Raw genomic sequence first — 11,740 nt, 5'->3', positions numbered from 1 at the left:
AACATCGCCTGCTACAGAATGGCGGTGGGCATGCGCGATTACGTCAAGGGGTTCAAATTCAACCCGAACGCTCATGATCTGCATACCAACCCGGAAATGACGGTGGAGAAGTAATGCTCAAATCGCCCATCGACGGGCTTCCGGGCCGGAGGGGTCAACCCCTCCGGCCGTGGTTTCCGGGAGACGGCAGCGATGGTGAGGATGGTTTATGCTCTCTTATCTGGTGCGGCGTATCGTGCTACTCGTTTTTGTCCTTTTCGGGGTTTCGATAATCACCTTCGCCCTGATGCACGTGATTCCCGGCGATCGTGCGCGGCTGGTGGCGATATATCGCTGGGGTTACGACGACTTTTCTTCCCGGGAATTGAACAAGGTCCGGCAGGAGATCGGCGTCGATATACCTTTCTACCGACAGTATGCCTGGTGGCTTGGCCGCGCCGTACGGGGCGATCTGGGGTATTCGTTGGTCACCAAACGGTCGGTGACGGCGGAGATCCTCGCCCGCGTCCCGGCCACGCTCGAACTGGCGACGGCCGGGTTCCTCCTCACGGTGCTGATCGCGCTGCCGCTAGGCATCGCCTGCGCCCGACGTCCTTCTTCCTGGTTCGACAATCTGGTGATGACGGGTTCCCTTGTCGGGGTGGCCATGCCCAATTTCTGGCTGGGGCTGCTGCTGATCCTGATCTTTTCCCTGACACTGAACCTGCTGCCGGTGGCGGGCGGGGGCGGTCCGGCCCATCTTATCCTGCCCGCCGTCACCCTCGGCGCCGGAATGGCCGCCGTCAGCACGCGCATCGTGCGGGCGAGCCTCCTGGAGGTGCTGGAGCAGGAGTACATTGCCATGGCGCGGATCAAGGGCCTGGGCGAGGGGACGGTGCTCCGGCGCCACGCCCTGCGCAACGCCCTGATCCCGGTGGTCACCGTCCTGGGCCTGCAACTCAACCACCTGATCGGCGGTACGGTAATCGTGGAGAACGTTTTCGGCCGCCCCGGAGTGGGACAGTTGATCGTGGAGGCCATCGAGTCCCGCGACATCCCCGTCCTGCAGGGAGGAGTCCTTTTTCTGGCCTTCTGTTTCGCGCTTGTTAACCTGCTGATCGATCTCTCCTACACATTCCTGGACCCGCGTATCCGGTACGGAGGGAGCGACGGATAATGCACGAGACGGTTACCGTCTTCCGCACGGCCTTCCCCCTGGCGAGACTGCTGCAGGGTGTCGCCCGGGACCGGGCTGCTTTCGCGGGCGGGGTGCTGGTTGTGCTGCTGGTGCTGGTGGCGTTGTCGGCGCCGTGGCTGGCGCCCCACGACCCGGTGAAGCAGAACCTGGCCCACGCCCTGGCCCCGCCCGGCGGGGAATATCCCCTGGGAACGGACGACATGGGGCGCTGTTTGCTGAGCCGGGTACTGTACGGTACCCGCATCTCCCTCGCTGTGGGCCTCCTGGTCGGGGGGCTGGCGGCGGTCGCGGGCACGCTCATCGGCCTGATTGCGGGTTACTACGGCGGCTTTCTGGACGAGGTCCTGATGCGCCTCACCGATGTGTTGATGGGTCTTCCAAGCCTTGTCTTCGTTTTGGCGATGGTGGGGGTCTTGGGGCCGGGGCTGGAGAATACCGTCCTGGCGATGGTCGCCTTAGGATGGCTTCATTTTGCCCGCGTGGTCCGGGGCAGCGTCTTATCGCTCAAAGAAGGTGAATTCGTTCTGGCGGCCCGGGTCCTGGGTTTCAGCAACCTGCGGATCATGGTCCGGCATATCCTGCCGAACGTGCTGGGGCCGGTGGTCATACTGGCGACGTTTGACATTCCGCACACCATCCTGGCGCTGGCCGGGTTGAGTTTCCTGGGCCTCGGCGCGCAACCGCCGGCTCCGGAATGGGGGGCGATGCTGAATGCGGCGCGATCGTACATGCGCACGTATCCGTTGTTGATGATCACCCCCGGGCTGATGATCTTCTTGACGGTGCTGGCCTTTAACCTGGTGGGAAACGGCCTGCGCGACGCCCTTGACCCACGGCGGAGCAGGATTTTGAATGGAGCAGGAGGCTAGCCATTGCCCTTGTTAGCGATCGAAAACCTGGCGGTTGATTTTCCGCTTCCGGAAGGAACGGTATACGTTCTCGACGGTGTCAGTCTGGAACTGGGGGAGAAGGAAAGGCTGGCGCTCATCGGGGAGACCGGTTCGGGAAAAACCGTGCTGGGGCACGCCATTCTACGCCTTCTGCCGCCCGGGACACAAGTGCGGGGCGTGATCAGGTATGACGGTTGCAACCTTTTATCTCTTCCATCCGCCCGGATGCGGGAGTTCAGGGGGAAAGAGATTGCCATGGTCCTGCAAAACCCCGCCGCGGCGATGAACCCTGTTCTCACCGGGGGATACCAGGTGAGGGAGGCGATTGCCCGCCGGTGGGGCCTGACCGGGCGCCCGGTCCGCCGTAAGGCGGCTGATCTTTTGGCGGGGGTGGGGCTCCCCGAGCGGGCAACTTCCTGCTATCCCCACCAGCTCAGCGGGGGCATGCAGCAGCGACTGCTGCTGGCTCTCGGCCTGGCGCTGGAGCCCCGTCTTTTGATCGCCGACGAACCAACCAAGGGGCTCGATTGGCCCCTGAGGGCGCGGGTAGTGGAGCTTCTCCGGGAGATGACGTTCGGACGGCGCGCGTTTATTCTGATCACTCACGATCTGCCCGCCGCGCGGGCGCTGGCTGACAGGGTCGCCGTGCTGTACGCCGGCCAGGTGGTGGAATGCGGTCCGGCGGAGGCCGTTTTTTCCGCGCCACGTCATCCTTATACCCGCGGCCTTCTGGACTCCCACCCGGCCCGGGGGCTGAAACCGATTCCGGGAGCAGCGCCCGCCCTTACCTCGCTTCCTCCGGGTTGTCGCTTTCAGCCACGGTGCGGCCGGGCCGGGGCGATTTGCGCCCGGGCGGTGCCGCCGCTGGCCGAGGTGACCCCGGGGTATAGGGTGAGGTGTTATTGTTGTTAGAAGTGAGAGACTTGAAAAAACACTTCCGCGGCGGCTTGCTGGGACGGCGGCCGGCAAAAGCGGTTGACGGCGTCTCTTTCACCGTCAACCCCGGGTGCACGCTTGGGCTGGTGGGCGAGAGCGGCGCGGGGAAGAGCACCGTGGGCGCCTGGTGGTGGGCCTCCTGCGCCCCACCGGCGGCAGCGTTTTCTACGAGGACCGGGATGTTTTTAGAGCCGGCGGGAAGGAAGCCCTTTATCTGCGACGGAAGATGCAGATCATTTTTCAGAACCCCCAGGGAGCGCTCAATCCCCGGATGCGGATCGGCGAGATCCTGACCGAGCCGCTGTTGGTGCATCGTTTGGTGCGGGGACGGTACGTGAGAGAGCGCGTGGCCGGTCTGCTGGAGATGGTCGGCCTCGGGCCGGAGTTCTATCACCGTTACCCCTGGGAAATGAGCGGTGGCCAGAACCAGCGGGTGGCCATCGCCCGGGCGCTAAGCCTTGAACCGTCCCTTCTCGTACTGGATGAGCCCACCTCGGCCCTGGATGTGTCCGTGCAGGCACAGGTCTTCCAACTCCTGAAGAAAACCCAACAAGAAATGAGACTGGCGTATCTGCTTATTTCCCACGACCTGGATGTGGTTTTCCGGGTGGCCGACGAGGTAGCGGTGATGCACCGGGGTCGCATTCTGGAACAGGGGTCCGCCTCGGCAGTGGCGACCAGTCCCCGTCATCCATATACCATCCGCCTTTTGTCCGCCAGGATAGCATTGTAGTTATGAGTGAAAGTCATAAATGAAACTTCCCCCTTCCTAACCTTCTGTTCCTTGTAGTAAGCTGGTAATGGGCATATGGTAGATACCATGGGAGGGGGATGGTCCCGGTGGGCTGGCTGAAACGGCTGGCGGAACGGTTCCGGTGGCGTGCCATCGGGGAAAGGAGAAGAGCCATTCCGGTCCTGCAGGTGGAGGTCACCAGCCGCTGCCAGTTAGGCTGCGTGTACTGTCCGCGCACCGTGTTGCAGGATCTGTGGGATAACGGCGACCTTTCGTGGGAGGTCTTTGAGCGGGAGCTGCGACCGGTGCTGCCGGATGTGGAGCTGCTGCACCTGCAGGGCTGGGGCGAGCCGTTGCTCCACCCGCGGCTTTTAGACATGCTGGCGGCCGCCAAGGAAGCCGGGTGTGAAACCGGGTTCACCACCAACGGGATGTTGTTGGAACCGGCAGCCATGAACCAACTGGTGAAGATGGGAATCGACCTGGTCTGCTTCTCGCTGGCGGGTGCCCGGGAGGAGAGCAACGGGGCGCTGCGTCCGGGGTCGAGCCTCATGCGGGTGCTGGCCCATGCCGCCGACCTGGCGGCGCACCGCCGGGAGGCGGGCGGGTCCGCGCCCCGGATGGTCCTGTTCTACTCCATGACCTGCGATAACCTGGGCGAAATGGTGGAAATCCTGCCGCTGGCGGCCGCGGCGGGTATCGACGAGGTGGTGGCGACAAACATCGATTTCGCTCCCGATGCGGTGGTGGAGGCCAGGCAGGCCTTCACCTGCGGCCCGCCGGACCCGGAAGCCGCGGCCGCGGTCGACCGGGCGCGGGCCGAGGCGTCCCGTATCGGCATGCCCTTCCGCGCTTATCCCTTGAGCCTGGGCGAACAGGCCCTGATGTGCGACGCCTACCCGACGCAAAACGTCTTTATCAACCACCGCGGGGAGGTGGCCCCCTGCGTCTATCTCGGCTTCCCCTTAAGGGGGACGGCCATCCCCCGGCTTTTCTGCGGCGAAAGGAAACCGGCCACCGCCGTAACCTTTGGGAATGTGGCGGAGGGGTTAACCCAGGCCCTGCGCTCCGAGGCGGCGGAGGATTTCCGGGAGGCCTTCCGCCGCCGGCTGGCGACACGGCTGGACTCTCTGGTGCCGGTAGACGCAGAAAGAGTTAGCGGGCCGAGGATCCCGTCTCCGCCCGCCCAATGCGTCTTTTGTTATAAACTCTATGGCCTTTAGCCCTTACCAGGGGTGCGTCCCGATGACCACCTCTTTCCCGAACTTGGCCCCGAGCTTCGCGGCCAGCTCGTTCAGGTCGATGGGGCACCTGGCCGTCGACGTCGCTTTGACCATGCAGGCCCCCAGGTGGATAACATCAAAGTCCCGGTTGTAAACCTTCGCCAGGTCGGAGATGAGGGCCACCTTGGGCAGAACCAGACCCGGGCAGTCTCCGCAGTCACCCATGGCCACAACATCCAGTTCCTCGTCCCGGTAGCGGGCGAACTCGCCCTGTCGCTCCCGTATCGCCTTAAAGCATTTCATGCAGGACACGCAGGTGACGTCCTTGATTTTCTTGCAGGAAATGATGATGATCCGGGCCATTTGAATCCTCCTCTTCCTTTCGTGACTTCAAGGTAGCATATGCCATTAATTTTGGCAAGCAACGCGTGACCTGCCGAACGGTAACTTTTCTCTTACCATTTTTATTGACGTAAGATCATAAGAAGCTTCGGTGGTATTTGGCATATAATCATAATCCTCTACCCCGCCATCCATACACCATCCGCCTTTGTCCGTCAGGACAGCATTGTAGTTTGATTCCCGAACTTGGCCCTCAGCTTGGCGGACAGCTCGTTCAGGTCGATGGGGCACCTGGCCGTCGACGTCACTTTAGGGTTCACCATCCCTGGCGCAGCCCGGCCGCGAACTCCGCCGGCAGAACGGGATCCTGTTCGATCAGGCGCGCGGTTTTTTCAACGTCGTAGGAGACTTCGACAAATGTGGCGGCGACGTTCGGCCCGGCCAGGTCGAGGACACAGTAGAGCGCGTTCGGGTTTCCGTGCTTTGGTTTGCCGACGCTGCCGGCGTTGATGACATGCCTGGCGCCCACCTGTCGGTGATAGGGAACGTGGGTGTGCCCGCAAACAAGAACGTCCGCCCCGGCCCGGTCAAGCATCATTTCAAGGGTTTCGGCGGGGGTGTCGGCGTGCAGGTACTCGTTCAGGCGCAAGGGGCTCCCGTGGACCACCACGAGGCTCTTGCCTCCGTAATCAAGCCGGAGATCGGCGGGTAGGGAACGGAGGTAGGCCCTGTCCCCGTCCGTCGTAGCCCACAGGGTAAACTCGATGGACTTTTCCGCCAGCCTGAGGTCGGCCGGGTCCTTGTAGTCGCACCCGCAAATGAGGCGCCCGTGGCCTATGGCGTCGTCGTAGTTGCCCATAACCGTCGGAATCCGTTCCTCTTTAAGCAGGGCAATAGCCTCACCGGGCTGTGGCCCGTAACCCACCAGGTCGCCCGCGCAGAAAACCCTTTCCACCCCGTGCCGCCTTACATCGGCCAAAACAGCCTGCAACGCGTACAGGTTGCCGTGGACATCGGCAATGACGGCGATCCTCACTCCTCACAAAACCTCCCATCCATGTCAAGAGTCCGGTTTAGCGCAATTATCCTAATGTCTATATTTTAACGTATATTTCCACAGGCATCATCGACTGCGCCGGGGCCTGTGACGCCCGTGCCGTCGCGGAGCGGGCGGCCGAGGTGAAGCGCTACGCCAAGACCGTCCCCGGCAGCAAGTACGTCCGCGACCGGCGGGGGCAAAATTTAACCTGGAATTAATTAGCTTTTAACCGGATGATAACGGACAGTTAACAAAGGCGCAGTATGCTTGGCTAGTAGTACGGAGGCAACAACTCCGGCGCGGGGAGGGGATAATGAAGGCGGCAGTTCTCCCGGAAGTCAAGCCAGACTCAGCTTATTAAGACGAAACCGCAAAGGGAGGAATAACGGTGATCCTTAAAACCAAGTGGTTTGCCGTACTGGCCGTGGCGGTGCTTGCCGTGGCCCTGGTAGTGAGCGGCTGCGGGCAGCAGGATGGCTCCGAGAAGCCCCAGCAGCAGGAACAGGAGCTTTCCGGCAACATTACGGCCGTCGGCTCCACGGCGCTGCAGCCGCTGGTCGAAGAGGCGGCGAACGCCTTTATGGCCGAGAACTCCGGCGTCAAGATCTCCGTCCAGGGCGGCGGCAGCGGCACCGGCCTGAGCCAGGTCTCCAGCGGCGGCGCGGACATCGGGAACTCCGACGTTTTCGCCGAAGAGAAGGACGGCATCGACGCCTCGCAGTTGAAGGACCATAAGGTGTGCGTTGTGGGCTTCGCCCTCGTCACCCACCCGAGCAACAAGGTGGACAACCTGACCAAGCAGCAGATCAAGGACATCTTTACCGGCAAGATCAAGAACTGGAAGGAAGTCGGCGGCGACGACCAGAAGATCGTCCTCGTCAACCGGGCCAAGGGTTCCGGTACCCGTGCGACCTTCAAGAAGTATGTCATGGATGGCACCGAAGAGGCCAAGGGTGACGCCGAGCAGGAGTCGTCCGGCACCGTGCGCAAGATCGTCTCCGAGACCCCGGGCGCGATCAGCTACCTGGCCCTCTCTTACGTTGACGGCAGCGTAAAGGCCATGAAGATCGACGGCGCTGAGCCCTCGACCGACAATATCGGCACCGGCAAGTACCCGTTCTGGTCCTACGAGCACATGTATACCAAGGGAGAGCCGACCGGCGCGGTCAAGGCCTTCCTGGACTACATGGTCAGCGACGAGGTGCAGAAGACCCTGGTGGAGAAGCTCGGCTATATTCCGATCACGGCTATGCAGGTCGAGCGTCAGCCCTAAGCTTTAAGACAGAGAAGCCGCCTGTCCCGATAAGGCAGTCACGGCTCCCACCCAAACCCGGGTGGGGCCTTTCTATTTTCTCCCCGAAATCATTGTTGACATTCGTCCATAATGAGGGCTATAGTAGTATTGAACATAAGATCATTACCATGAAGGCGGGGGTGAGTTTAATGCCGAGAGGAGACGGAACAGGCCCGCAGGGCCGGGGGCCCGGAACGGGCCGCGGAGCAGGGTCTTGCGGTGGTGGTGCCGGCCAGGGTGGCGGTCGTGGTCGGGGTTGTGGCCAGGGCCGCGGTACGGGTCGCGGCCAGGGTGGTGGCATCGGCGGTGGTGCAGGTCGCGGCCAGGGCGGCGGCCAGGGTCGTGGACAGGGCGGGAGAGGCGGAAGCCGGACGTAAAACGGAAGCCCGGATTCACAAATTTTAATAAAACCTTAGGAGGGATCATAGGTATGCCTGCTGGAGATCGGACAGGTCCGCTTGGAGCGGGCCCGCGCACGGGACGCGGCCTGGGGTTTTGCAGTGGCTTCGGCGCGCAGGGATACGCCGATCCTGCGGCCGGTTTCGGTTCCGGCCGGGGTTTTGGCCGTGGCTTCGGGCGCGGCTTCGGTCGTGGTTTCGGCCGCTGGGGCGGCCGCGGGTGGTGCGGCTGGTGGGGGGCCCCGGGGTGGGGCCGAGCATATACCTGGGGCCCTGCCTGGGGCTACGGCCCGGCGACCCGTGAGGAAGAGATCGAAATGCTTTCCGCCCAGGCCGCTGATTTGGAGAGGGCCTTGAAGGAAGTCAAGGGACGCCTGGATGCTGTGCGACGGGAAAAGAACCAGGATGAAGCCATCTAGGCCGCTGCGCATTGCTGTCGCCAGCGGCAAGGGCGGCACGGGCAAGACCACCGTGGCCACCAACCTGGCCCTGGTTTTGGGGAAACAGGGGCGCCCCGTCTGCTACCTGGACTGTGACGTCGAGGAGCCCAACGGTCACCTTTTCCTCCGTCCGAAGATAGAGGATGAGAAGGTGGTGAACGTCCCCGTGCCCGAGGTGGACCCGGGTCGGTGCGTCAATTGCGGTCTTTGCGCCGAGGTCTGCCGGTTCGGGGCGATCGCGTCGGTGGGCGACAAGATCCTGACTTTTCCCGCGATGTGTCACAGCTGCGGGGGATGTTTCCTGGTCTGCCCGGCGGAGGCCATTGCCGAGACCGAGCGCCTGGTGGGCGTTGTGGAAAAGGGACAGGCCGGGCCGGTGATCTTTATCCATGGTCGGCTGCGTGTGGGGGAGGCGATGAGCCCTCCTTTGATCAAGGCGGTCCGGAGGGCGGCGGGCGAGGGCGCCGTGCAGGTTATCGATGTCCCTCCCGGAACTTCCTGTCCGGTGATCGCCGCGATCAGAGGGGCGGACTTCGTGGTCCTGGTGACCGAGCCGACGCCTTTCGGGTTGCATGACCTGGGCCTGGCTCTCGACATGGTGCGGGAGTTAGGCCTCCCCCATGCGATTGTCGTGAACCGGGCCGAGGAAGACAACGACAGCGCCCGGGAGTTCTGCCGGCAGAGGCGGGTCAAAATCCTGGCCGAAATCCCGGACGACCGGCGGGTGGCCGAGGCCTACTCCCGCGGGAAAATGGCGGCTGCCATTCCCGGTTACGCGGGCCGTTTTGAGATGCTGTTCGGGGCCGTGGAGAGGATGGTGGCCCGGTGAAACGACTGACTGTTGTTAACGCGGATCAAGCACGCAGGATGCAGGAGGAGTTGTCCGCCGGCCGCGGGCCGGTCAGGGAGGTAGTGGTCGTCAGCGGCAAAGGGGGAACGGGCAAGACCAGTATTGTCGCCTCCTTTGCGGCTATGGCCGAGACCCCGCTCCTGGTCGACTGTGACGTGGACGCCGCCGACCTGCACCTCGTCCTGAATCCCGTGGTCCAGGAGTCCGGCGGGTTCAGCGGCGGGAAGACCGCCCGTGTCCGGGAGGAACACTGCAACGGCTGTAGCAAATGCTACGAACTTTGCCGGTTTGAGGCCATCGTGCCGCAGGACGGGACGCCTGTGAGGTACGCCGTCGACCCTCTGATGTGCGAAGGATGCGGGGTGTGCGCCTACTTCTGTCCCGAGAAGGCGATCGCCTTCGAGGACGCGGTAAACGGCCGTTGGTATAGCTCGGTGACCCGCTTCGGCCCGATGATCCACGCCCAATTGGGCATCGCCGAAGAAAACTCGGGCAAGCTGGTCAGCTTCCTGCGCAAGAAGGCTCGGGAAACGGCCGAAAAGGAAGGTCGCTGCCTGATCCTGGTCGACGGGCCGCCCGGCATCGGCTGCCCGGTCATCGCTTCCATCGGCGGCGCCGACCTGCTGGTACTGGTGACCGAACCCACCGTTTCGGGCGAACACGACCTGGCAAGGGTGGCCGAACTGGCCGACCATTTCGGCGTACCGGCCCTTGTGTGCATCAATAAAGCCGACCTTAACGTCGAAATGAGTGACCGTATCGCCGAATGGGCCCGCAAACGGGGACTGCAGGTGGCGGGCCGCATCCGCTATGACAAAGCCTTTACCAGAGCGCAGGTAAACCGCAGCACGGTGGCCGAAAGCGCCGTCGGCGGTCCGGCGGATGATCTGAAGAACGTCTGGGAGCGGGTGCTCAGTACCTTAAACTGAACATGTTATATCCTTTCAGGGAGGCAGGATGAATGCGTGTTGCAGTATCGGCCACCGGCTCACGGTTGACGGACCGGGTCGATCCACGTTTCGGCCGTTGCTCCTGTTTCGTCATTTACGACACTGAAAGCGGCAAGGTGGAAACCCTGGACAACAGCGCCGCGGCGAGCGGCGGCGGAGCCGGGGTGCAGGCGAGCCAGGCCGTTGCCGGCGCGAAAGTCGACGTAGTCCTCACGGGCAACCTTGGACCTAACGCCTACCGCGTGTTTGAGACGGCCGGGATCAAATGCTATACCGGCTGCGCGGGCACGGTGGAAGAGGCGATCAAAAAATTCACCAACGGGGAACTGGAACCCGCCGGCGGGGCCAGTGTCGGCGCGCATCACGGGATCCGCCGTTAGGTATCTTTTTAAGGAGGCAAACCCTATGAACGCAAAAATCGCCCTGGCGACGGAAGGCAATGAGGTGGCGGCTCACTTCGGACACTGCCCGGCTTTCACGATTGTCGAGGTCGAAGACGGCCGGGAAGAGAGCCGCGAGGTCATCGCCAACCCCGGACACCAGCCCGGGTTCCTCCCCCGCTTCCTGTCCGGGTTGGGCGTAACCCACATCATCGCCGGCGGTATGGGGCCGGCGGCCCGGAACCTTTTCGAACAGCACGGGGTTACCGTGATCATCGGGGCCCAGGGCTCGGTGGACGGCGTCCTGCAGGCCTTTCTGTCCGGTTCCTTGGCCACCGGTCCTTCGCAGTGCCACCACGGGGAGGCCGACCATCACTGCGGCGGCCACGGGCACGGTTGCTAGGAAAGGCACGCGAACCCGTCTTTGAAAGGGGCATGCGGCAATGCCCCTTTAAACGTTATGAGGCCGGCTGTTGTCGAACGTTACCCTTGATATGCGGCCCCTGGTGACATATTATGGTGCCAAGGCTTGAACGCCGGATTTGCCCGGCGCGAACAGGGGGTATGGTAGGCATGACCTCGGACGAGGTCGTCATACGGCCTTTTGGGTTCGCAGACGTGGACGGCGTTATCAACCTTAATTACGGCATCTACCGGGACGAGTACGGGTTCAACGAGGACTTCCTGAACTACGCCCGCGAAGACGTACCCCGTATCGCCCGGGAATTCGACGCCGCGCGCCATCTCTTCCTGGTCGCCGAAGCGCAAGGGGAGCTCGTCGGCTCGATCATCGTGGTCGACGGCGCGGCGGGCTGTGCTCCCGGCTACGCGCGCCTGCAGTGGTTTGCCGTGGCGGCGGGCCACCGGGGGCGGGGCCTGGGGAAACGCTTGGTCGGTGAGGCGATCGGCTTCGCCCGGCGGGCTGGATACCGGGGAATGTGGCTCAGGACGCTCTCCATCCTGCCCGCGGCGGCCGCCGTGTATCGCAGTTTCGGATTTGCCGTCTACCGTGAGGAGCACAACGTCCCCATGGGCGGAACGGCGGTCACCGAGCACTATTATAAGCTGGAGTGGTGAGATTCCGGCGA

General features: G+C 63.1%; 15 protein-coding genes and 1 pseudogene. 14 read left to right on the top strand and 2 right to left on the bottom strand.

The window, feature by feature from the left end:
* The first annotated feature begins 208 nt into the window (after positions 1 to 208).
* The 6 genes and pseudogenes from QMC81_05355 to QMC81_05330 all read left to right on the top strand — a co-directional run bounded on the left by QMC81_05355 (position 209) and on the right by QMC81_05330 (position 4,959).
* Entirely contained in the window at positions 209 to 1,156 is a 948-nt protein-coding gene (locus tag QMC81_05355; protein ID MDI6906900.1) for an ABC transporter permease, read from the top strand.
* Positions 1,156 to 2,046 (top strand): ABC transporter permease, encoded by an 891-nt coding sequence (locus QMC81_05350; GenBank protein ID MDI6906899.1) that lies wholly within the window; start codon positions 1,156 to 1,158, stop codon positions 2,044 to 2,046. The genes QMC81_05355 and QMC81_05350 overlap by 1 nt, the downstream gene beginning before the upstream one ends.
* A gap of 3 nt (positions 2,047 to 2,049) precedes the next feature.
* On the top strand, positions 2,050 to 2,979 hold the full coding sequence (locus QMC81_05345; protein ID MDI6906898.1) for an ABC transporter ATP-binding protein: 930 nt from the start codon (positions 2,050 to 2,052) through the stop codon (positions 2,977 to 2,979).
* 2 nt (positions 2,980 to 2,981) lie between these two features.
* Positions 2,982 to 3,110, top strand: a pseudogene (locus QMC81_05340) (ABC transporter ATP-binding protein).
* Positions 3,111 to 3,133: 23 nt separating this feature from the next.
* On the top strand, positions 3,134 to 3,736 hold the full coding sequence (locus QMC81_05335) for an ATP-binding cassette domain-containing protein (GenBank protein MDI6906897.1): 603 nt from the start codon (positions 3,134 to 3,136) through the stop codon (positions 3,734 to 3,736).
* Between the two features lie 107 nt (positions 3,737 to 3,843).
* Positions 3,844 to 4,959, top strand: coding sequence for a radical SAM/SPASM domain-containing protein (locus QMC81_05330; protein MDI6906896.1), 1,116 nt, complete (start codon positions 3,844 to 3,846; stop codon positions 4,957 to 4,959).
* Positions 4,960 to 4,962: 3 nt separating this feature from the next.
* Here the strand turns inward: QMC81_05330 and QMC81_05325 are convergent, their stop codons facing one another.
* Both QMC81_05325 and QMC81_05320 read right to left on the bottom strand, forming a co-directional pair.
* Entirely contained in the window at positions 4,963 to 5,322 is a 360-nt protein-coding gene (locus tag QMC81_05325; GenBank protein MDI6906895.1) for a CGGC domain-containing protein, read from the bottom strand.
* A gap of 295 nt (positions 5,323 to 5,617) precedes the next feature.
* The gene (locus QMC81_05320) at positions 5,618 to 6,337 is read right to left on the bottom strand and encodes a metallophosphoesterase family protein (GenBank protein ID MDI6906894.1); all 720 of its coding nucleotides are present in this window, start codon (positions 6,335 to 6,337) and stop codon (positions 5,618 to 5,620) included.
* Between the two features lie 394 nt (positions 6,338 to 6,731).
* Here QMC81_05320 and QMC81_05315 point away from each other — a divergent pair, with 394 nt between their 5' ends.
* The 8 genes from QMC81_05315 (at position 6,732) to QMC81_05280 (ending at position 11,729) form a co-directional block, all read left to right on the top strand.
* Positions 6,732 to 7,613, top strand: a complete 882-nt coding sequence (locus QMC81_05315; GenBank protein MDI6906893.1) for a phosphate ABC transporter substrate-binding protein — start codon at positions 6,732 to 6,734, stop codon at positions 7,611 to 7,613.
* A 243-nt stretch (positions 7,614 to 7,856) separates the two neighbouring features.
* Complete coding sequence (locus tag QMC81_05310) at positions 7,857 to 8,039, top strand: hypothetical protein (GenBank protein MDI6906892.1); 183 nt, start codon at positions 7,857 to 7,859, stop codon at positions 8,037 to 8,039.
* A 25-nt stretch (positions 8,040 to 8,064) separates the two neighbouring features.
* On the top strand, positions 8,065 to 8,451 hold the full coding sequence (locus tag QMC81_05305) for a DUF5320 domain-containing protein (protein ID MDI6906891.1): 387 nt from the start codon (positions 8,065 to 8,067) through the stop codon (positions 8,449 to 8,451).
* Positions 8,438 to 9,301 carry an ATP-binding protein gene (locus QMC81_05300; GenBank protein ID MDI6906890.1) on the top strand — a complete coding sequence of 288 codons (864 nt, stop codon included), beginning with the start codon at positions 8,438 to 8,440 and terminating at the stop codon, positions 9,299 to 9,301. Before QMC81_05305 ends, QMC81_05300 begins: the two co-directional genes overlap by 14 nt.
* A complete protein-coding gene (locus tag QMC81_05295; protein ID MDI6906889.1) occupies positions 9,298 to 10,251 on the top strand; it encodes an ATP-binding protein in 954 nt (317 codons plus the stop codon). The genes QMC81_05300 and QMC81_05295 overlap by 4 nt, the downstream gene beginning before the upstream one ends.
* 32 nt (positions 10,252 to 10,283) lie before the next feature.
* Complete coding sequence (locus QMC81_05290; protein ID MDI6906888.1) at positions 10,284 to 10,652, top strand: NifB/NifX family molybdenum-iron cluster-binding protein; 369 nt, start codon at positions 10,284 to 10,286, stop codon at positions 10,650 to 10,652.
* 25 nt (positions 10,653 to 10,677) lie between these two features.
* Positions 10,678 to 11,055, top strand: a complete 378-nt coding sequence (locus QMC81_05285; protein MDI6906887.1) for a NifB/NifX family molybdenum-iron cluster-binding protein — start codon at positions 10,678 to 10,680, stop codon at positions 11,053 to 11,055.
* Positions 11,056 to 11,225: 170 nt separating this feature from the next.
* The gene (locus QMC81_05280; GenBank protein ID MDI6906886.1) at positions 11,226 to 11,729 is read left to right on the top strand and encodes a GNAT family N-acetyltransferase; all 504 of its coding nucleotides are present in this window, start codon (positions 11,226 to 11,228) and stop codon (positions 11,727 to 11,729) included.
* Positions 11,730 to 11,740: the final 11 nt, after the last annotated feature.

Source organism: Thermoanaerobacterales bacterium (assembly GCA_030019475.1).
In the GTDB taxonomy this organism is placed as follows: Bacteria; Bacillota; Desulfotomaculia; order Desulfotomaculales; family JASEER01; genus JASEER01.
The sequence above is the reverse complement of the archived record's forward strand: the minus strand, read 5'-3'. Positions and strand labels throughout refer to the sequence as shown.